The sequence below is a fragment of the Dysgonomonas sp. ZJ279 genome (assembly GCF_011039205.1).
Taxonomy (GTDB): domain Bacteria; phylum Bacteroidota; class Bacteroidia; order Bacteroidales; family Dysgonomonadaceae; genus Dysgonomonas.
The window spans coordinates 80,928-101,811 of record NZ_JAAKEL010000009.1 but is presented as its reverse complement, the minus strand read 5'-3'; the positions used below and the strand labels follow the sequence as shown (position 1 = coordinate 101,811).

General features: G+C 36.7%; 19 protein-coding genes. 6 read left to right on the top strand and 13 right to left on the bottom strand.

The genetic code is table 11. From position 1 onward, the window contains the following. The first annotated feature begins 17 nt into the window (after positions 1-17). Both uvrA and G7Y57_RS11465 read left to right on the top strand, forming a co-directional pair. Positions 18-2,804 (top strand): excinuclease ABC subunit UvrA, encoded by a 2,787-nt coding sequence (uvrA, locus tag G7Y57_RS11470; protein WP_165024075.1) that lies wholly within the window; start codon positions 18-20, stop codon positions 2,802-2,804. A gap of 10 nt (positions 2,805-2,814) precedes the next feature. Continuing rightward, the gene (locus tag G7Y57_RS11465) at positions 2,815-3,231 is read left to right on the top strand and encodes a hypothetical protein (protein WP_165024074.1); all 417 of its coding nucleotides are present in this window, start codon (positions 2,815-2,817) and stop codon (positions 3,229-3,231) included. An 8-nt stretch (positions 3,232-3,239) separates the two neighbouring features. Here G7Y57_RS11465 and G7Y57_RS11460 read toward each other — a convergent pair whose 3' ends face one another. After that, positions 3,240-3,614: a DMT family protein gene (locus G7Y57_RS11460; protein ID WP_165024070.1), complete on the bottom strand. Its 375-nt coding sequence runs from the start codon at positions 3,612-3,614 to the stop codon at positions 3,240-3,242. Between the two features lie 647 nt (positions 3,615-4,261). Between G7Y57_RS11460 and G7Y57_RS11455 the strand changes: the two genes are divergently transcribed. From G7Y57_RS11455 to G7Y57_RS11445, 3 genes are all read left to right on the top strand, one after another. Continuing rightward, on the top strand, positions 4,262-4,780 hold the full coding sequence (locus G7Y57_RS11455; protein ID WP_165024068.1) for a hypothetical protein: 519 nt from the start codon (positions 4,262-4,264) through the stop codon (positions 4,778-4,780). 189 nt (positions 4,781-4,969) lie between these two features. After that, on the top strand, positions 4,970-6,397 hold the full coding sequence (locus G7Y57_RS11450) for a tetratricopeptide repeat protein (protein ID WP_165024065.1): 1,428 nt from the start codon (positions 4,970-4,972) through the stop codon (positions 6,395-6,397). 250 nt (positions 6,398-6,647) lie between these two features. Beyond that, positions 6,648-7,517, top strand: coding sequence for a flagellar motor protein MotB (locus tag G7Y57_RS11445; protein WP_165024063.1), 870 nt, complete (start codon positions 6,648-6,650; stop codon positions 7,515-7,517). Between the two features lie 95 nt (positions 7,518-7,612). Here G7Y57_RS11445 and G7Y57_RS11440 read toward each other — a convergent pair whose 3' ends face one another. From G7Y57_RS11440 to G7Y57_RS11420, 5 genes are all read right to left on the bottom strand, one after another. Further along, positions 7,613-8,911, bottom strand: coding sequence for a GH36-type glycosyl hydrolase domain-containing protein (locus tag G7Y57_RS11440; RefSeq protein ID WP_165024060.1), 1,299 nt, complete (start codon positions 8,909-8,911; stop codon positions 7,613-7,615). 183 nt (positions 8,912-9,094) lie between these two features. Beyond that, positions 9,095-9,457 carry a thioredoxin gene (gene trxA, locus G7Y57_RS11435; protein WP_165024057.1) on the bottom strand — a complete coding sequence of 121 codons (363 nt, stop codon included), beginning with the start codon at positions 9,455-9,457 and terminating at the stop codon, positions 9,095-9,097. Between the two features lie 16 nt (positions 9,458-9,473). After that, complete coding sequence (locus G7Y57_RS11430; protein WP_410492643.1) at positions 9,474-9,683, bottom strand: hypothetical protein; 210 nt, start codon at positions 9,681-9,683, stop codon at positions 9,474-9,476. A 17-nt stretch (positions 9,684-9,700) separates the two neighbouring features. Further along, positions 9,701-12,145 (bottom strand): FAD-dependent oxidoreductase, encoded by a 2,445-nt coding sequence (locus tag G7Y57_RS11425; RefSeq protein WP_165024104.1) that lies wholly within the window; start codon positions 12,143-12,145, stop codon positions 9,701-9,703. Positions 12,146-12,201: 56 nt separating this feature from the next. Further along, the gene (locus G7Y57_RS11420; RefSeq protein WP_165024055.1) at positions 12,202-12,561 is read right to left on the bottom strand and encodes a MarR family winged helix-turn-helix transcriptional regulator; all 360 of its coding nucleotides are present in this window, start codon (positions 12,559-12,561) and stop codon (positions 12,202-12,204) included. A 254-nt stretch (positions 12,562-12,815) separates the two neighbouring features. On the opposite strand from G7Y57_RS11420, the gene G7Y57_RS11415 reads away from it, so the two are divergent. Next, on the top strand, positions 12,816-13,487 hold the full coding sequence (locus G7Y57_RS11415; protein WP_165024052.1) for an MIP family channel protein: 672 nt from the start codon (positions 12,816-12,818) through the stop codon (positions 13,485-13,487). Between the two features lie 73 nt (positions 13,488-13,560). Here G7Y57_RS11415 and G7Y57_RS11410 read toward each other — a convergent pair whose 3' ends face one another. From G7Y57_RS11410 to G7Y57_RS11380, 7 genes are all read right to left on the bottom strand, one after another. After that, positions 13,561-13,812 (bottom strand): GlsB/YeaQ/YmgE family stress response membrane protein, encoded by a 252-nt coding sequence (locus G7Y57_RS11410; protein ID WP_165024051.1) that lies wholly within the window; start codon positions 13,810-13,812, stop codon positions 13,561-13,563. 274 nt (positions 13,813-14,086) lie between these two features. Next, positions 14,087-14,512: a DUF3244 domain-containing protein gene (locus G7Y57_RS11405; protein WP_165024048.1), complete on the bottom strand. Its 426-nt coding sequence runs from the start codon at positions 14,510-14,512 to the stop codon at positions 14,087-14,089. A 274-nt stretch (positions 14,513-14,786) separates the two neighbouring features. Further along, positions 14,787-16,439, bottom strand: coding sequence for a hypothetical protein (locus G7Y57_RS11400; RefSeq protein WP_165024046.1), 1,653 nt, complete (start codon positions 16,437-16,439; stop codon positions 14,787-14,789). A 278-nt stretch (positions 16,440-16,717) separates the two neighbouring features. Then, on the bottom strand, positions 16,718-17,170 hold the full coding sequence (locus tag G7Y57_RS11395; RefSeq protein ID WP_165024044.1) for a DUF3836 domain-containing protein: 453 nt from the start codon (positions 17,168-17,170) through the stop codon (positions 16,718-16,720). A gap of 141 nt (positions 17,171-17,311) precedes the next feature. Further along, positions 17,312-17,752, bottom strand: a complete 441-nt coding sequence (locus tag G7Y57_RS11390) for a DUF3836 domain-containing protein (protein WP_165024042.1) — start codon at positions 17,750-17,752, stop codon at positions 17,312-17,314. 232 nt (positions 17,753-17,984) lie between these two features. After that, positions 17,985-18,761, bottom strand: a complete 777-nt coding sequence (locus G7Y57_RS11385; RefSeq protein ID WP_165024040.1) for a basic secretory protein-like protein — start codon at positions 18,759-18,761, stop codon at positions 17,985-17,987. 187 nt (positions 18,762-18,948) lie between these two features. Continuing rightward, positions 18,949-20,793: a 4-hydroxy-3-methylbut-2-en-1-yl diphosphate synthase gene (locus G7Y57_RS11380; protein WP_165024038.1), complete on the bottom strand. Its 1,845-nt coding sequence runs from the start codon at positions 20,791-20,793 to the stop codon at positions 18,949-18,951. Between the last annotated feature and the right edge of the window lie 91 nt (positions 20,794-20,884).

The window sequence follows — 20,884 nt, the reverse complement described above, 5'->3', positions numbered from 1 at the left end:
CCTTTTTAAGAAAAAACATGTCAGAAGAGAAAAGCATATTAATCAAAGGGGCACGTGTCAATAATCTGAAAGATATTGATGTAGAAATCCCACGAAATAAGTTTGTTGTAATTACCGGTCTATCTGGTTCCGGTAAATCGTCATTGGCATTCGACACTCTCTATGCCGAGGGTCAGCGTCGTTATGTAGAAAGTCTTTCTGCATATGCTCGTCAGTTCCTCGGACGAATGAATAAGCCGGAGTGCGATTACATAAAAGGCATCCCGCCTGCTATTGCTATCGAACAGCGTGTAACATCACGTAACCCACGGTCGACAGTAGGAACCTCGACTGAAATTTATGAATACCTGCGACTCTTGTTTGCTCGTATTGGCAAAACTATTTCACCGGTTTCGGGTGAAGAGGTTAAGAAACATCAGGTAAGCGATATCGTGAATAAGATGCTGACTTATCCGACCGATACGCGTTTAATCATCTTAACTAAGATAATATTACGCGATAATCGTACTATCAATCAACAATTAGATATCCTTGGCAAAGAAGGTTTCTCACGTGTAGAAGTAGACGGACGGCTAGAACAAATAGAAGATATTATTGCATCGGATAAAGTGTATGATCTGGACAATATGTTTCTCTTGATCGATCGTTTGACATGCGACAGCGACAATGCAAATATAAGCCGTTTCTCTGAATCGATAGAAACAGCCTTCTTCGAAGGAGAAGGTGATTGTATCATCCGCTTCTATGCCGAAAAAGGTGTAGAAACAATTGGCTTTTCGAAACGCTTCGAAGCAGATGGCATTCAATTTGAAGAGCCTAACGATATGATGTTCAGTTTCAATAGCCCCACCGGAGCGTGTCCCGTATGCGAGGGATTCGGCAAAGTAATGGGTATTGATGAAGATTTAGTTATTCCCAACAAGAGCCATTCGGTTTACGAAGATGCAGTAGTATGCTGGAAGGGAGAAAAGATGAGCGAATGGAAAAATCAGTTCATTCTGTCGGCAGACAAATATAACTTCCCTATTCACCGTCCTTATTTCGAATTAACAGATAAAGAACACGATTTGCTTTGGCATGGAGCTGAAGGATTACATGGTATTGATGATTTCTTCAAAATGGTAGAAGAGAATCAATACAAAATCCAATACCGTGTCATGTTAGCCCGCTATCGCGGAAAGACAACCTGTCCGGCCTGTAAGGGTGCACGGCTTAAACCGCAGGCACTATATGTAAAAGTTGGAGGAAAAACAATTTCGGACATAGTACTGATGCCTGTTTCTGAAATGAAAATATTCTTCGATCAGCTGGTTTTAGATGAAACAGACGCAGCAATCGCAAAGCGTCTATTAGTCGACATAACAAGCCGTATTCATTATATAACAAGTGTCGGGTTAGGTTATTTAACGCTCAATAGATTATCCAACTCTCTATCCGGAGGAGAAAGCCAGCGCATCAATCTAGCAACATCTTTGGGCAGCAGTCTGATTGGTTCTCTATATATACTCGACGAGCCGAGTATCGGTCTTCACTCGCGCGACACAAACCTACTGATTGATGTTCTAAGAGATTTACGATCTATAGGCAACACTGTTGTAGTGGTAGAGCATGACGAAGAAATTATCCGTGCAGCCGACTATATAATAGATATTGGACCTAAAGCAGGACGATTAGGTGGTGAAGTTGTTTATCAGGGAGATGTTGCAGGGCTCGAAAAACAAACCGAAAGCTATACTGTCCGCTATCTGAATGGAGAGGAAAAGATAGAAATACCTCAAAAGCGGCGTAAATGGAATAACTATCTGGAGATAAAAGGAGCCAGACAAAATAATCTGAAAAACATCGATGTAAAATTCCCTCTCAATGTAATGACTGTAGTAACAGGCGTTAGCGGTTCGGGAAAATCATCATTGGTTTGCGATGTACTTTACACTGCTCTCAACCGTTATTATAATGAGAAGGGCGACCAGATCGTTCAATATAATGGATTAGAAGGAGATCTGAAATTGATCAAGGTTGTAGAAATGATCGATCAGAATGCAATCGGACGCTCGTCCCGCTCCAATCCTGTAACTTATATAAAAGCTTACGATGAAATCCGCAAACTGTTTGCCGATCAACCTCTAGCGAAACAAATGCATTTTACTCCCGCTTTTTTCTCTTTCAATGTAGAGGGTGGGCGATGTGAAGATTGTGCAGGAGAAGGTAAGATTCTGGTAGAAATGCAGTTTATGGCCGATGTTTCACTTGTTTGCGAAACATGTAGTGGCAAGCGGTTCAAGCAAGATATACTTGATGTGTTGTATCGTGATAAAAACATCTATGATGTTTTAGATATGACTATCGATGAAGCTATCGACTTCTTCGGAGAAGGAAAAGGTAGTACCGAAAAGAAAATAGTAAAACGATTAAAATCATTACAAGATGTAGGATTGGGCTACGTAAAACTCGGGCAATCATCATCATCTTTATCGGGTGGTGAAAACCAACGGGTCAAATTGGCCTTCCATTTGGTTGATGAAAAATCAGACCCTACACTCTTTATTTTTGATGAGCCTACAACCGGCTTGCATTTCCACGACATCAAAACTCTGCTCAAGGTTTTCGACTCTTTGATCAAAAGAGGGCATACTATCATCATTATCGAACACAATATGGACGTTATCAAATGTGCAGACCATATAATCGATATAGGCCCTGAGGGTGGTAAAGAAGGTGGCTATGTTGTATGCGAAGGTACTCCCGAGCAGATAGTAAAATGCAAAAAGTCTCACACAGGATTTTATCTGAAAGATAAATTGTAATTTCAGAGCGATGAAAAATGCCGTAAAATCATCTATAAAATGGTATTTATTATCATTCGTTATCTGTTGCGCTGCTTTTATCGGTATCATGGCAGGGCGAGAAGCACTATTAGACAAAGATGGGGTTATAACTTGGGCAAAAGTAACCGGAACGCATAGCGAAACTCATTATTCGGGAGGACGACCCAGAGGTAGCAAAGTCACAAAAAAATATATTGATATTGTCTTTCAGACAAAAGACGAAACAATTGAAGATCAGGTAAAAAATGAGGTTGGAAAGGTTATGGCAGGCGATTCTATAAAGATAATATATGTTGCTACTTTCCCATCAATAATGGAGATTCATAAAGACGATAATGGTAATATCGATTGGAAAAAAGTACCGCGCCCTAAGCACACAAAATTCTTTGGATCGTCAGGTAAATAATTCTTTACTTACTTCTTAAATACAAGATAAACGGCTGCGATAAGGAAAAAGAAAGCCAATAAGTGATTCCACTTAAGCGTTTCCGTTTTGAACGCCAATGTGCTGAAAAGCACAAAAACGACAAGGGTAATTACCTCTTGGATAATCTTCAATTGCATCAATGAAAACGGTCCTCCATTACCTTGAAAACCCAACCTATTAGCGGGAACTTGAAAACAGTATTCAAAGAAAGCAATTCCCCAACTTATAGCAATCACACCAAACAATGGCAATGCGGCGAACCACGAATACTCCCTTAACTTGAGATGCCCATACCAGGCAAAAGTCATAAAAACATTTGAAACAATGAGTAAAAGAATTGTATAAAATCCCGATAGGTTCATATGATAATAATGATCAAATTAATAGTTGAAAAAATCAACTGCAAAATTAGTGAAATTTATTTCTCGGCATTCGTTTATAGTTAGAAGTCATCTAGACTTTTTATTCTAATTAATTTTCTTTAAGAATATACTAACAAAAGCTATACAAAAGGACATTGTTGTTTTTAAATCTATTAAGGAAAGCCCTACAACTATCCCTTCTAGCATTAGTCCTTTCAATTCTACATCTTTGTCTATAAAGCTTGCCATCAAATATTAAATCATTATATCTATCTACATCACGGGCATTCACAGATTTCTTTGTCGTTGTACAATATCCAGAGCACTTATCTTTAAATTCTTTGGAATCAAAACCGACATATGCATTGATAAATAAGTCATCGGTAGCAATTAGATGCTTTTAAAACCTGAAGAAGTTCATCAAAGCAATTTAAATCCAAATTAGCCTTATTCTTCTTGAGGATATGTAACCAATAATTTCCGCTTATTCCCAGTTTACACCATTTACGAGAATGGGTATTAACTATTGTATAACAAAGAATTACATCTTAAAAGAAACACTTTATTATTTTATTAGGAGGAATATTTGTTTTTATTAATAACTGTTTTTATATTTATTGCCATTAACCATTATAAGATATAAAATTATGAAAAACAATATAATATTCTTTATATGCATACTATCATTATCTTCAATATTATTAAGTTGCTCAGGTTACGCTGATTCAATTCCACCACGTCATTACAGATTGGAAATAAGATTTGAAGACGGTGCAGGTAATGATAAGCTTCGTGGAATAGATTACATAGAAGAAAATGAGGCACATAAAATAAAAAGAAATATTTACCGATTGGAGGTTGCACAAATAGGAAAATTCAAAGAAGAACTTTCCCTGTTTCCCTTATATTTGCAGATGACCGATTCTTATCATTATTTAGTTTTCGCGACTTCAACTCCACCAGAGTCACCAGATTTCCATCCTTCCAGATTGACCCACACATTTATTTGTCCTTATATTTTTGGCGATTCAGACGAACATATCATCATTTCTAATTGGAATAATAATCAGTTATGTACAAGTATTATCATTGACGGTAAAACCTACTCTGCAAACGGAACTGATCAACAGGGAAATGCTCCTTTTATTGTGCTATTAGATAAATAATTCTATGATTTTTATATTTCAATAACGAATTTTGTTTGTCAATATGGACTCTTAGTTGAAGGTTATCTGAATGCGGATTTTCGTTTGGTGATTTTTATTTCTTGTTCCCACTAAAATTTTGATTAGGTCAGCTAGCTTAATATTAAATTCTTATCTTTGGAACATTAAACCAGAAGATACATAATCCCTATGAGATCAGTTATTATATACTTGTTGTTATCCGTAAGCTGTGTAACCACCGCTTTAACACAAACACTAACCGAAGCTAAAGAATTATACAACAAAGGGGAGTTTGAAAAGGCTTTACCCCTATTCGAAGGCGAATATAATGCAAAACCCACAGATGCATCTATAAATTTCTGGTATGGTGCGTGTTTATTCGAAACAAATCAAAACCTCAAAAAAGCAGAAGAAGCACTTCGTTTTGCTTCCACCAAAAGAATACAAGACTCTTTTCTCTATTTGGGAATGCTTTACACCAATCAATACCGTTTCTCAGAAGCGAGAGATATGTTTAGTAAATACGAAGCCTTACTAAAAAAGAAAGATGATGCAGCCCGTGCTAATCTCGAAGAGAAAAGAAAGCTGACATCGCGATTGAATCGAATGGTTTCTAACACCGAGGATGTACAAATCATAGACAGCATAGTTGTTGATAAAGCAGAATTTCTTTCTGCCTACAAAATGAGCACCAGTTCGGGGCGTCTCGACTATTTCAATAAAGTATTTACAAGTAGCAGACCTGTTGAGTCTACGGTTTATTTTAATGAGAAAGGAACAAAGATATATTACGGCCAACCCCTCGAAGGTATTTCTTATAGCCTGTTCTCGATGGAAAAGCTTCTTGATGATTTTGGCAATGAAAAAGAACTATCTGCAACCAACTTTGGCTTGGAGGGCGATGTAAACTATCCATACATGATGGCTGACGGTGTTACGATATACTTTGCAGCCCGAGACGAAGAATCAATCGGTGGATACGACCTGTTTGTTTCCCGCTACAATATGAATAATGATACATTTCTCACACCCGAACGCTTAAATATGCCGTTTAATTCGCTGTACAACGACTATATGATGGTGGTTGATGAAGAAAAAGGAGTCGGCTGGTTCGCTTCAGATCGCTTTCAACGTGAAGGAAAAGTATGTGTCTACACATTCATTCCTAATGGCACGGTCAAAATAATAAGTAGTGATGACGAACAATATTTGGCAGGAAGAGCACATATATCATCAATAAAAAGTTCATGGATACCAGGCACAAACTATTCCAAACTAATAACATTGGCGAGGAAAGACGCGGAAGTAAAAGAAAAAGTTAATCATGATTTCGAATTTGTAATCAACGATACATACACTTATTATTCGTTGGGTGACTTTAAGAGCAAACCTGCACGAGAAGCCTACACCAAGGTACAGCAATTAAAAAATGAATTAAACACTTTAGATGAGAAGCTCGAAAGCGAACGAGTAAACTATATAGGTTCGTCGCAAGAAGGCAAACGCCGAATAAGCGCTTCGATTTTAAATATGGAAAAGCGGCAAGAGCAACTGCAAAAAGAAATTCCACTGATGGAAATTCAAGCCCGCAATCAAGAAATACAATTACTGAAATAGTTAGCATGAGGGAGTGTTGTAAGTAAAAGCACACTGTTTAAAGTGTTACTCGCTTTTGTCATTCTTCACTCCGTTCAGGATGACAGAATCATACGAAAAATGTTACAACACGCCCTCATTTTCTATATGAAGTAGAGCATCATTTCAATAAAATATAAATAGATAAACCCCATCCCACTTCAAACTAATTAGCTAGCATTATTGTTATAAATATTGATTACATATTAAATTTAACAATAAGATTTAGTTTATGAAGTATTCTTTTTGGTCGCTGTTCATATTAACAGCAAGTATAATGTTTACGAGTTGTGTTAGTAGGGGTAAGTTTCGGAATTTAGAAACAGACTACAAACAACTACAAACAGAATTTCAAGGAAGTCAATTGCAGTTGACAGAGAGCCGCACCCGCGTGACAAGTCTTGAAGATAGACTGGCTGAAGCCCGAAAAAACAATGATGAATTGCGTGCAGCTCTAACTGATATGCAAAATTCGTTGAATAAGAGTCTTTCGCAAAACTCTCAAGGTAATTTGAATATTGGAAAGCTGGTCGATGAAATCAATGCATCTAACCGCTTTATCCAACATTTGGTACAAGCTAAAAACAGATCTGATTCTTTGAATCTTGTAATGGTTAATAATCTTACCCGTTCACTATCTCGCGAAGAAATGAAAGACTTGGATATTCAAGTATTGAAAGGCGTTGTGTATATTTCTTTGTCCGATAACATGTTGTATCGTTCCGGAAGCTTTGAAATAAGTGACAAAGCAGGTCAAACTCTTAGTAAGATCGCTAAAATCATCTTAGATTATAAAGACTATGATGTATTGGTGGAAGGAAATACCGACACAGATCCAATTTCACGTCCTAACATCCGTAACAATTGGGATCTGAGTGCTTTGCGTGGTTCATCCGTTGTTCAGGCATTGCAAGACAATTACGGAATTGATCCTAAACGTTTGACTGCTGCCGGACGTGGAGAATACAATCCGATTGTAAGCAACAGTACACCTGAAGGAAAAGCTCGTAACCGTAGAACTCAGATAATCATTACTCCTAAACTGGATCAGTTTATGGAATTGATCGAACAGGCTCCGCCAAGTTCTCTCGACGCAAATTGATTATCCGCCTTACAAATGGTTGTCATAAATAAAGGTTGTCTCAAAAAATGAGACAACCTTTTTAATATATTAACCGATATAACTGCGGTACTAATTTACTTATTTTCGTCAGCCCATTGATTAAACATTTCTATTGATTTAGCCAATACTCCTGCCGAACCTTTAAAATGACCCGAGCCATCAGGCTTACATCCTTTGCCATACCACTCGTAAAAACCTTGATTTTTTATAACACGGTCTATCATTGGCCGAACCTCGTCATAGGCTTCCTCTGTAAATCCATTGGCTATGAGTTGCTGTATCATACGCCCACCAAACCAAGTCCAGTCACCGCCATTCTGATACACATAAGGTGTACCCATTCCTCCTCTGAAAAAACCTTCGGGATAGGTAGGATAAAGAGTCAATCCAATACTAGGCATTCCTGACAAGCGAACATTTTCGACCATTTGCTTATTAGCTATGGCGATTTCTTCTTTCGATAACAAGCCTGCCTCTATTGCAACGGCTGTACCTCCATGATAATGAATAGCCAACTCGTCAAACCCTTCGGGAATAGGAGATTTATCAAGATAAATATGAGGAATGAATTTTTGTCGTTCAGTATCCCACAAATGCTTTCTTACATTTTCAGCCAAACTGGTGCGCAGGTCTTTCCATTCTTGCTTTTTCACACTATCATCAGTCATTTCCTGAAGATAATCGAGCGCAATGATAAGCATTGCATTATCATATACATCTATTGCCAAATCTGATAGTTCATTTATATCACAACCACAATCATCATTAGGTTGTACGTCGCCCCAATCGGCAGTCATAGCACCATATATAAGACCATATTTTTCACTGAAACGCTCTTTCTTCAGGTAATCTACCATAAGTCCCATTCGTTCGATAACAGTTTTTCCTGCTACTACTTCCTGTAAAATAGATTTATCTCCTGTTTTGCGGATGTATTTTCCTACAATCTGTATAAGTGACGATTCCTGATCAGTTTCTACCGTATTTTTAAATGCCACATGATCGGGAGCAGCATCCGAATAATAAGGGGTATCGTCATTCCATGTAAATTCAGGTTTTAATACGTATCCATCGATCATTTCATTGTTAGGCTGCTGAAGAGCAAAGAAAAGAAGAATCGCATTTCTCAAATCCTGAGGATTACTTTCTTCACATGCCACTTCGATAAAAGTATTCATATCACGCGCCCAAATCTGCGAATAACCGCTACCTGCATTAAATCCACTACGGATAACCGCCCGAGCCATGCTATCAACTATATGCAAAGAGCTATCTTTACTTATAGTACTTGCCAGCTGTTGCGTTTCATTAGGCTTAGAACAAGAAAATAACAAGGAGAGTAAAACACATAAAATACTGTAATTCTTTTTCATAGTATATATTATTTGTACGGACATATATACAAAGTTATTTTATTATTTGACAATACAAAATAATATCGCCCCTATAAATACAGAATTACACTTACACATATATTATTTTTGCAATAAAAAAGGTTGGAGCTTTACACTCCAACCCAACCTTAACAATCTTCACTTCTCTTTTCACTCGTACACTTAATCTTTTTTTAGCAGAATCTTATCAATAGCGTCTTTTAGCTGTGGCTTAGGCACCGCTCCCTGAGACATCTGAGGAGACTCATTTAAAGGTACAAACAGTAAGCTTGGAATACTTCTGATTCCGAATAATTCCGCTAGTTCTTCCTCTTGTTCTGTATCAACCTTATAAATATAAACTTCATCTTTATATTCTGCCGCAAGCTCTTCCAATACAGGAGCAAGAGCTTTGCAGGGTCCACACCATGAAGCATAAAAATCGATCAAAGCAGGTTTATCACCCAAATATTTCCAATCGGGATTCACTTCATAATTCGCCACTTTTGTTAAGAAATCTGCTTTTGTCAAATATATAGTTTTCATATTATATCCTTTCTAATTATTTATTATCTCCCCTTTTGAATATACTGAACAACAATACCCCCATTATAGTTCCCCAAATAACACTATTTATTGGAGAAGATGTAATAGAGCAATTGCCACTCTCGCATCCTATATAGAACCAGTATAAGTATCCGCCAACCCCACCAATAATAGCGCCGACAGGATATAGCCAGTTCCGTTTCAAAATTTCAATCATTTTTTCCATTTTCAATCCTTTCTTTTTTAGATGAATAAATTTGTATTTGCATGATCTGTACGGTCAAGATAAGCTGCTACACCTCCAATTGTTACCCTATCTAAAAGTTCTTCACGTTTGATGCCCATCACATCCATCGACATAGAACACGCAATCATTTCAACGCCATTGTCGATAGCCTGCTGCATCAATGTTTCGAGGCTTTCTATATTTTTCTTTTTCATAATACGGCGCATCATTATACTGCCCATACCACCCATGTTCATTTTCGACAAACTTAGTTTCTTACTGCTCGACGGTAGCATCATACCAAACATTTTGCCCATTATATCTTTCGATACCTTTGGCTTATTCGTTTTCTTTATAACATTCAATCCCCAGAATGTAAAGAACATACTTACTTTTTTGCCCGAAGCCACTGCCCCGTTTGCAATAACGAAAGATGCCAAAGCACGATCGAGATCATCACTAAAGACAACCATCGTTTTATTATCACCTACCGATTTTACATCCCTATCCGATTGGTTTTTAGATGCTTTCTCTATGCGAGCTGTAATTATTCCACCTACATTACCCAGACTGATAATTTCTGCTCCAACCATTCTTGACCACCCTTTCAAGTCTTCACCAAAAGCCTGATCGGTTACTTTTATTTCCAATTGATCACCGTCATTTATCTGATCATAATTTTTCTTCAACTGCATAATAGGACCAGGGCATTGCAGTCCGCAAGCATCGATCGTAATTGTTTTTATATCTTTCTTTATATTAATCATTTTTTTGTCTTTATTATTTTTACTGAAAATCGTATCTGTTGATTGTTTTTCTATTGCAGACGAATAGGTCTTATACCCACCTGAAAGGTTATAAACTTGCAAAAATCCATTCTGCAATAAAATACGAGAAGCTAAATACCCGCGTAATCCCACAGCACAGTAAAATACAATTTTCTTATTCTTTGGTAATTCAGGCAAATGATTCCTCAGTTCGTCAACAGGAATATTAACAGCACCCTTTATATGGGCAAATTCGTATTCCTCCTTGGTACGGGAATCGATAATCATATACTCTGATGAATCGAGCTTCTTAATATCCTGCCAATGAATAATATTTACCTTTCCTTTTAATATATTCTCCGCAACAAAACCAGCCATATTAACAGGATCTTTCGCCGATGAAAAGGGCGGAGCATAAGCATGCTCAATTTCTTGCAGATCATATATCGTTCCTCCATTCTTAATTACCTGAGCGAATAAGTCGATACGCTTATCGACTCCATCAAAACCGACAACTTGCGCACCAAGCAGCTTTCCATCTTCGGGTGAAAAGTTTATCTTTATAGATAATGGCAATGCATTAGGATAATAACCTGCATGTGAACTACCATGTGTATAGGACGAAAGATGAGCAATCTGCTCCCTCTCTAATAATTTTGACGATGCTCCGGCAGCAGCTACAGTAAGATCGAATACTTTAGCAATGGATGTCCCTATAGTTCCATTATATTTACGGTGATTGCCTTCCACTATATTATCGGCCACAATACGCCCCTGCTTGTTCGCAGGACCCGCTAAAGGGATCAGCGAGTGTTTCGTTGTTATGGGATTGAAAATCTCTACAGCGTCTCCTAAAGCATACACATCCTCGTCTGAGGTCTGCAAATATTCATCTACTTTGATTCCTCCCAGTGAACCGATTTCCAATCCGGCTTCTTTTGCAAGCTTAGTTTCTGGGCGAACGCCAATGCTCAGTATAACCATATCGGCTACGACTTCTTTCTTACTCTCCAATAAGACTTTTATTTCATCACCTTCCGATTTGAATTCTACGACATTTTCATCTAGCAGCAATCCCACATTTTTACTTTTGAGATGTTGATGAACAATCGAAGCCATTGAGAAATCGATTGGCGCCATTACTTGATCTGCCCTTTCGATTACACAAACCTCCAATCCTGCCTCGTGCAGATTCTCGACCATCTCAAGACCGATAAATCCACCACCAACCACAACGGCCTTTTTCGGTTGATACTTGTCGATGTATTCTTTTATCTGATCCATATCGGGAACATTCCGTAAAGAAAAGATGCGCTTATCATTAATCCCTACTATCGGCGGTTTTATCGGCTCTGCACCCGTAGACACAACAAGCTTATCGTAACTTTCGGTATATATCTCATCTTTAGAAAGATTGTGAACTCTAACGGACTTATTCTTCAAATCGATTGCGGTCACTTCCGATTTTACACGAATATCTATATTGAACCGTTTGGTAAACCCTTCGGCTGTTTGAACAAAAAGCCGATCTCTTTCAGTTATTGCTCCTCCGATATAATAAGGTAAACCACAATTGGCATAAGAAACATACTCACCCCTTTCGAATAAAACGATTTGAGCTTTTTCATCCATTCTTCTTAAACGGGCTGCAGTGGTAGCCCCTCCTGCCACACCTCCGATTATTAATATTTTAATCATTTGTTATTGTATATATTTGTTATTAGCAATCATTTGAATAAAAAAAATGGAATTTATTCCATTAGCTTCGAAATCTGAGCTGTTAATCCTGAAAAATCCATCTCTTTACTCAACATTTCTTTTATTTTTTCTTTACCTGAATCAGTCAATGTAAAAATCATCTGGCGTTTATCTACTGCTCCCATTTCACGGCTGATATATCCTTTTGCTTCCACGGTATTTATTACACGCGAAACCCTCGAATTAGACAACCCGACAAAATCGCACAGCTCGTTAGCCGACTTAGACTTACCATCTTTCAGGCAGCAAAGCACTACACCTTCGTTGATCGTAATTCTATTGGTATCTGAAAAGTCTTTTTCAAACTGATAAAGCGCCTTATATATATCTTTTAATTTACAAATTGGTTCCATATAATATTATTTGCTAGCAGAAACTATTTGCAAATGAAAGTATATTTTTCGACTATACCAAATGTTTAACATTATTTCACCACAATCGACACTATATATAATTTAAAATAATGACGATGAATATATTAAGGAATATTTATATGAACAAAAATATCTAAATATATGTTTATTCTCCAAAGAGAAACTCAATAACGCATTGATGTTATTGGCTTTAAGGATTCATGAAACGTTTAATTAAATTAAATCAAACAAAAATGAAGAAGTACATTGCTGAGATGATAGGAACAATGGTTCTTGTCCTTATTGGATGCGGTAGCGCTGTGTTCGCCGGAGCAGCTCAACCTTTTGCCTCCGTAGGCACACTAGGCGTAGCCTTTGCTTTTGGACTATCTGTTGTAGCGATGGTCTATGCCATAGGCAAAATATCGGGATGTCATATCAATCCTGCTATCACACTAGGAATGCTTATTGCAAAGAAAATATCGGCGAAAGATGCCGGAATGTATATGATCTTTCAAGTGGTAGGTGCGATTATCGGCTCTGCCATACTGTATGTATTGGCCAGGGACTCAGGCTCGACCACAACACTTACTGGCGCTAACGGTTATACTAACCTGCTTCCTGCATTTGTAGCAGAAACAGTATTTACATTCATATTCCTACTCGTAGTGTTTGGCTCAACATCGAAAGGCGCACCGAATAATTTTGCAGGTATAGCGATAGGTCTAACATTGGTCATGATACATATTGTATGTATCCCAATCACCGGCACTTCGGTAAATCCAGCCCGTAGTATAGGACCGGCCATATTCCAAGGAGGTGAGGCGCTATCTCAATTGTGGCTGTTTATCGTTGCGCCGTTTCTCGGCGCTGCTATTGCTGCATTGACTTGGAAGAGTATTGATACAGCAGAAGCGGAAGCTTAAAATATATAATCACATATAACAAACGGCGATAAGGATATCCTTATCGCCGTTTTTGTATGTATGAAGAGTTATATTACACGTTCGATTTACCTTTAAATAAGGAAACAATCCACAGCAACACAAGTGCTCCTATAGTTGCTGTCACCAACGAACCGATAGTCCCATTAACACTCAGCCCCAAAAGGCTGAACAGCCAACCACCTATTACTCCACCAAGTATACCAACTATCAAATTTACAACCAAACCGAAACCTCTTCCTTTGAATATCTTCCCGGCAAGAAAACCGGCAAGAATACCTATAATTATCGAACCTATAATTCCCATAATGTTTATTTATTAGTAAATATAGAGTTAAAACAACTAAGTATGTGATATTGTTCCGATTTGCCTAAAATCAAGAAGAGTCCACAAACCGACGTTTGCGAACTCTTCATTAAAAACACCTTACCTAGAAATAATAGAAAAATAGACTGTCATCCAAATTGTAAACACTACAACTATGAACAAGTTAAGCATCTATTTATCTAAAGGATTTACTGACTTTATTTATTTATTGTAAGTATAAATCATCACCATGATTAAACTCAAAATGTTCTTTTTAATCGATTACGAAATTCCCATAATACCTAGCTCCATTCTCCCCCACAATAGAAAGACGATAAGAACCTATAGGATAATTCGATATATCAATATTTAAAGTAGGTTTGATTGCTGCGTTTACCGACTCTTCGTAAACCACAAATCCATTATCTCCTGCTATTGTTACTGAAACTGTATTCAAATTAACTCTGAATGTTATTTCAGCATATCCACCTACTATATAATAACCTTTAAATGCTTGCTCTACCAGCGAACGGGGTTGAGCTGAATTGCCGTCATCAATGCAATCTATATTCTTTCTTTCGTCGCTAACATTATATTCAATATCAGAATAGAAAGAATTAGCTACAGCATGAGACCCGGTTATAGAAAAAGTAACTAATATTATAAATAGTAAACAACTTTTTGTTTTCTTTGTTTTCATAAGCTTACTGTTTAATGTTTAAATTTATTTAATGTAATTTAAATTCTAGGCTAATATTATATTAATACTAAAAAGGTGTTAGCTTACATTAAACAAATTCAACTTTGCTTATCGTTCACTACAAAAGTATGTAGAAGTTATTCACAAAACAATACCCACTATAAAATGTGACAAGTATTTATTTTTTATATAAGTAATAATTAAATAGATATGATTCTGTTATTAAATATTTGTGACAACTACCAAAACAAATGTAGGATTATGTGAGGGTAATTTATTCAAGAAAAGACGATATACGAGTGTCCGAAATATTAATTTCTTGCAATTTTTTAATTAATCTCGACTTTCTCATTTGCAAAGCATGAGGTTTTACACCCATAATGATGGAAATATCTTTCGTCTCGTAACCACAATAGCTAAGAGAGAGGAATAATAAATCAGCTGAGTTAAGCGTCGATAGTATTTTAGGGTGCACAGATTGTGTTTCCATATAGTCAAAAGTCAGTTCCGACAAACGTTGCTCAGTTTCTTTTTTCATATTTTTCAATGAAGTACGTATTTGTTCATAACCTTTCGATTTTTCTTTTATGCCATAAGTAATGGATAGTGCTTCTATCTCTTTCTCAAAAGCGGCAGACTCTTCGGCAATATTTTTGTATATACTATTCAGATACATCATATTTTTCATTTGCTTATTTAAGAATGCATTATTCCTTTTCTCCAGTCTATGTTTATTCCGGATAACCCTTATAGCGAGTACTGCTATTATTAGCAATAATATAGCTAACAATGCAACTAATCCAATAATATATTCCCGCATTTGCAGCTCAAGCATTTTTTTTTCTTTTTCAGAAAGATCATATTTTTTCTCTATCTCCCTCAACCCCAAAGATTGCTGCTTTTCCTTTAGTGCTTCATACATCTTTTGATCTAAAACAAGATAATCATAGGCACCTTTATAATTTCCCTGTTTTGCTTCTAATCTGGACAAAACAGAATAAATCCTCATCTTCGTCGATATGTCAGATAATTGTGAAACTTTATCTTTTAGAGGTTCAGCAAAGTAACGAGCAGAATCCAACTGATCCACATCTAAATACAATCTGGATAAAGATAGTCTAAGTTTCAAAGAGTCTTGAGCATTAGAACTAGAAGCTAAGGCTCTTCGAAGGTAATATCTGCTCTTATCATACTCTTCTCTCTGGGCAAGAGCGAGGCCAATATGCCAGTCCAACATATACTCATAATATTTACTTTTCATTTGCTTGGCTATTGCAAGGCCTCTGGTATAATACATATCTGCACTTTCATACCGCTTAGCAACAGTACATGTTGTATATAGTGAGCACAAAGTACGAACAATCACTGAATCACTGTTTGGAATCTTATTATAGTATTCTAGTGCTCGTTCATAACGGACTACAGCACTATCATATACATATTCCTTAAGATACAGATAACCAATAGAACTCTGAATCAACCCATTAAGATGCAAATCATTCGATTCTTCAGCGTACTTTGCTGCTTTAAGATACTCCGCCATTGCGTCCCGAACAGAACCCTTTTCATAAAAGTAAGCTCCTGAATAAAAAGTGGCTAAAGCTATTTGTTTGGGATCATCATCTTTTTTCTTAAAATAATCTCTAGCTACGAAAATAAGGGTATCGGAAGTTATATCTTTATAGTTTTTGTACTTTGCCTGAACATTTGCGACTACATATTGCATGTAATTATTTTTACTCAAAGATTCGGGAGATTTAATAGAGTCTAATAAGATAAGCGCACTATCAGGTTTTAGATACATTATCCCTTGGGCCTGTGACAGTAAATCGAGTGATTCTTTATTGTCTTTACAAGAAAAAAGAGAAATTAATAGGAGCATAAATACGAAAATGCCTTTTCTCTTTCTGAATATTAATGTTTTCATAGCTGTAATATGAATTATAAAAGGTGTCTGAAAAACTGTTGAGTAAACTGACAAACAACTTCATAGTTTGACGATCAAATGGAACTCTTGTGTATAATAACAAATGCAAATCTAATAAAATTTAACGATTCACAACTATATATTTAAAAAATAGACCAGATCTGGTTAATAAATTAAATTGGTTAACCACCGTATTATATGGATATTATAAAGAAGTAACCCCTTAACAATCTCACGATCACCAAGGGGCTATTAATTAACTAAACTTATCATCAATCTTATCTTGAAGTCGATATCCCGGCCATATCCGTACCATTTGAATTTACTTCGATACGGCTCTCTGCTACCCACTCATGCCTGTCGTTATAGGCATAGATTACGTATTCAGATTTGTCAGACCAAGCATATCTTTTTGAGTCCCATTTTGTATAAAGGATAGCTGCGACCTGATTGTCTTTGTTATAGACAAATTCTGTTTTTTGAGTACCAATCCATCCTTCATCAGTCCAGGCATATAGGGTTCTTGCCAATTTATTTCCGGCAGTATCAAACAGGTGTGTAACTTTTTTCAACGGAGTCGATGTCCTTTGATCTACAGTTATATACTCTTTTGTAGATCCTGAATTTGTATTATCAAAGTTGTTGTAAACTATAGTTCCATCTTCTTGCTGAGAGAATAAACTTATTGAGAAAAAAAGTACTGCGACTAGTATTATTAATTTTACTTTCATTACCGTATTTTTTAGAGTTCATTATTAAATCGTTTTCATTAAAACAGCATCCTTCTGCTCTTTACATATATGACGATGTTAGATACCAATAGTTACAGTTTTTGATAAAGAATTTCAATTAAAAGACATCAAAAGACTAAATTATTTTTCGGTCACGAGATTGGTTATGGTATTATCTATACGCATTTGGCTTGTAGCAACCCATTCTCCACCATCGTTATAAGTATGAAGCAAGTATTCCGATTTATCAGACCATTCGCCTTTTTCCGCATTCCATTCTGTATAGATCAAACTTGCAAGCTGATTGCTTGAGGCACACTGGTATTCATTCTTTTGCTTAGCGACCCATCCCGAATTACTCCAGGTATATACAACTTTCTCTATTTTATTTCCGTCAGCATCAAAAATATAAGTTGATTTAGTCAAAGGAGCCAATGTTTGTTTATCGACAGCGATGCATTCTTTTGTTGTTACAGAACCTGTATTGTCTATATTATTGTAAACTATTGTTCCACGTTGTTGAGAAAATAAGCTTACTGAAGAAAAAAGAACTGCGATTAAGATAAATGTTTTAGTTTTCATAATTTGATATTTTTATGTTGTTAATATTTAAACAAAAGACTAATGAACTGGTGTATTAGTTAATTAGTGCACCACAAATATATACACTCTTTTTAATATACAAAACTTTTCCAAACATTTTTTTCAAAAAAAATTCAAATTAAATTATAAATAACTGTAAATATGTACTATATGGAATAAAAAAAATAGCTCCACATTGTGGAGCTATTCATCTATATAAATTAATATTACCTTAATTCTGACTCTTGATCAAAAAATCTTGGTATTCTGACCATAAACTATCTGTCGTATGCTGCTCACCAAGCACATGTTTCATCGCTTTATCGAAGCTCCATGGAATAATTTCCAGGGCTGATTTATTAAACTTACGTAAGAAATCGGGATCTTTGCAAGTCAACCATTCTAAGAAATAACCTGTTTTGCGGTATCCATCCATCCAGCTACCGCCCGGTTTACGATCGCTTACAGGAAAAAAGCCGTTATGAAAACGCACCGCATCGGCCATACCTTCTATAAATACCCAAAACTCTGTTCCTTGCTTGTAACCACCTATTCCTTGTGGCTCAAGCTGAAATCCATGAGTAAGTTCATGATATAATACACCGCGCGTTTCGTAAAGAACCTTTTCGTCACCTTGGGCTAATTCCGATTTTTCTACCCAGCGTGAACTATAGAATATATTGATAACAGGAGGCTGACCACCTTTTGCTGAAATTCCGTCTTTATCTTCAAGTGTATACTTGATTTTCTCTATATTAGGAATAGAATCCTGGTCTGACCAGTAAAGTGTTTGGGCTACCCACAAAGCATGCTGCTGAATAAAAGGTACTGCATCAGGCACAATACGCTTGTAGATATCAGAACCCTCTGTTCCTTCTGCCATGTTAGTAAATTCAATCTCGGGGAATTGGAAATTTCTCCATTTGGGATCAACCCATTTGCAATTTTCCTGCGCATTAAGATAAGCTACACTGCTTATAAAAATCAGGATTAGAATAATTTTTTTCATTCGTTGTTGTTTTATAGTTCAATTAGGTCAACACTAACTGTCTTTTTATAATAGAAGACAGACAAAATTATATTAAATAGTGAGATAATTAACATTCTTGCTGCTAAATAATGTTACTCACACATAAAAAAGGCAGATGTTTATTAAAACACCTACCCTTTTCAATTTATATATAGTACTCCAAGAGTTATTTTGGTTCTACCCAATCTCCATTTAACTTGATTAACTGCACTAATCTGTCGACAGCTTCTTCCGACGGGATATTCTTTTCTATCAGTTCTTTCTTTTTATAAAGGGATATTTTACCCTTTTCAGCCCCTACATATCCATAATCGGCATCAGCCATTTCGCCCGGTCCGTTTACAATGCAGCCCATAACACCAATCTTCAGGTGCTTAAGGTGTGCTGTTGATTCTTTTACACGGGCAACGGTCGTTTGAAGATCGAATAATGTTCGTCCACAACTAGGACAAGAGATATATTCAGTCTTACTAGTACGGATACGAGACGCCTGCAAAATACCGAACATATAAGCATCAATACTCTTTTGGTCCAGTTTACCTTCATTCTGCATCAGAATACCATTACCAAATCCATCCAAATAGATTGTACCAAAATCGGCTCCGGCTTTTATCTGTATATCTTCTGCCTCATCTTCTTTATATCGGCGGTTTACTATAATAGGTGTATCACAGGCATTATTCATAAGTGTATGGATGAAAGCGCGTTGCTCACCCACCCCATTAATATGATCAGTAGTCAGAATAATAACAATCGACTGATTTGATTTCAGAAGAGCAATAATATCATTATTCAGCTCGGGATATGAAAGTCTTAAGAATTTGATTTTAGCATTATTACTTGAGATATCTCTCCAATTAGCAGCATCGAATAGTGGGTAAGAATTTACATCACCCTTCCAGCCTGCTACATCAATAATAGAAGGTATAGCTTTTGGTGCTTGGACCGGCAATTCACTACCTACATAAATATAGTCAGGTAAAAAATGGCTGTTCAACTCGAAGTTACCATTCGAACGATCAGAAATTACGACAGGTAATTTGTCTCCACCAATATTCCCTACCTCATAAGTTTTTCTTCGATCGGTAGAAAATGGCGAGAATCCCGGATATACCTCTGCCTTTATTTCGGGATGACCGACTTTCTGACCAACATATGCTACAAGCTTGCGAGCAACAGGAACCTCCAGTTCGGGGTCTTCACTAAGCGATACACGAATTGTATCACCAATACCATCCGAAAGAAGCGTACCTATACCAACAGCCGATTTGATACGCCCATCTTCACCGTCACCCGCCTCAGTTACTCCAAGATGTAGGGGAAAGTTCAATCCTTCTTTTTCCATACGAGAAATCAATAGACGAACGGCTTTTGTCATAAGCACAGTATTGGACGTCTTCATAGATATAGCTATATCTTTAAAGCCTTCATCCAAACAAATATGCAAAAATTCCATACATGACTCAACCATGCCTTCGGGAGTATCGCCATAACGGTTCATTATACGGTCAGAGAGCGAACCGTGGTTCACACCTATACGCATAGCAGTCTTATGCTCTTTACATATATCTAATAGCGGTATAAGCTTTGCCCTTATCTTTTCTATTTCCAAAGCATATTCTTCGTCCGTATATTCAAATGTTGCAAAAGTTTTCACCCTGTCTACAAAGTTACCGGGATTTATACGCACTTTCTCTACAATCCTTGCTGCTGCCTCTGCTGCACGCGGATTGAAATGAATATCAGCAATAAGTGGCGCTTTATAGCCTCTACTTCTTATCAGTTCTTTTACATTTCGCAAATTTTCAGCCTCGCGTACACCTTGTGCTGTCAGTCGCACATAATCTGCTCCGGCTTCTATAATTTTTATTACCTGCTCGGCACTGGCCTCTGTGTCGTTCGTATTTGTGTTAGTCATCGATTGTACACGAATCGGGTTGTTACCGCCGAGTGGTGTATCACCAATTCTTGTTTCAGAAGACACTCGTCTTCTATAATTAAAATAATCCATTCGTGATTTTTTTAGTTGTAAACCGAATAATCAAGGTAAATACCTACTTATTATTTCTGCATGTAAAGTAATAATAACTTGCTGTAATTTT

Bases quoted from the DNA above. Each gene is read 5' to 3' on its own strand.
- uvrA (WP_165024075.1), top strand. From the start codon at position 18: ATGTCAGAAGAGAAAAGCATATTAATCAAAGGGGCACGTGTCAATAAT.
- G7Y57_RS11465 (WP_165024074.1), top strand. From the start codon at position 2,815: ATGAAAAATGCCGTAAAATCATCTATAAAATGGTATTTATTATCATTC.
- G7Y57_RS11460 (WP_165024070.1), bottom strand. From the start codon at position 3,614: ATGAACCTATCGGGATTTTATACAATTCTTTTACTCATTGTTTCAAAT.
- G7Y57_RS11455 (WP_165024068.1), top strand. From the start codon at position 4,262: ATGAAAAACAATATAATATTCTTTATATGCATACTATCATTATCTTCA.
- G7Y57_RS11450 (WP_165024065.1), top strand. From the start codon at position 4,970: ATGAGATCAGTTATTATATACTTGTTGTTATCCGTAAGCTGTGTAACC.
- G7Y57_RS11445 (WP_165024063.1), top strand. From the start codon at position 6,648: ATGAAGTATTCTTTTTGGTCGCTGTTCATATTAACAGCAAGTATAATG.
- G7Y57_RS11440 (WP_165024060.1), bottom strand. From the start codon at position 8,911: ATGAAAAAGAATTACAGTATTTTATGTGTTTTACTCTCCTTGTTATTT.
- trxA (WP_165024057.1), bottom strand. From the start codon at position 9,457: ATGAAAACTATATATTTGACAAAAGCAGATTTCTTAACAAAAGTGGCG.
- G7Y57_RS11430 (WP_410492643.1), bottom strand. From the start codon at position 9,683: ATGGAAAAAATGATTGAAATTTTGAAACGGAACTGGCTATATCCTGTC.
- G7Y57_RS11420 (WP_165024055.1), bottom strand. From the start codon at position 12,561: ATGGAACCAATTTGTAAATTAAAAGATATATATAAGGCGCTTTATCAG.
- G7Y57_RS11415 (WP_165024052.1), top strand. From the start codon at position 12,816: ATGAAGAAGTACATTGCTGAGATGATAGGAACAATGGTTCTTGTCCTT.
- G7Y57_RS11410 (WP_165024051.1), bottom strand. From the start codon at position 13,812: ATGGGAATTATAGGTTCGATAATTATAGGTATTCTTGCCGGTTTTCTT.
- G7Y57_RS11405 (WP_165024048.1), bottom strand. From the start codon at position 14,512: ATGAAAACAAAGAAAACAAAAAGTTGTTTACTATTTATAATATTAGTT.
- G7Y57_RS11400 (WP_165024046.1), bottom strand. From the start codon at position 16,439: ATGAAAACATTAATATTCAGAAAGAGAAAAGGCATTTTCGTATTTATG.
- G7Y57_RS11395 (WP_165024044.1), bottom strand. From the start codon at position 17,170: ATGAAAGTAAAATTAATAATACTAGTCGCAGTACTTTTTTTCTCAATA.
- G7Y57_RS11390 (WP_165024042.1), bottom strand. From the start codon at position 17,752: ATGAAAACTAAAACATTTATCTTAATCGCAGTTCTTTTTTCTTCAGTA.
- G7Y57_RS11385 (WP_165024040.1), bottom strand. From the start codon at position 18,761: ATGAAAAAAATTATTCTAATCCTGATTTTTATAAGCAGTGTAGCTTAT.
- G7Y57_RS11380 (WP_165024038.1), bottom strand. From the start codon at position 20,793: ATGGATTATTTTAATTATAGAAGACGAGTGTCTTCTGAAACAAGAATT.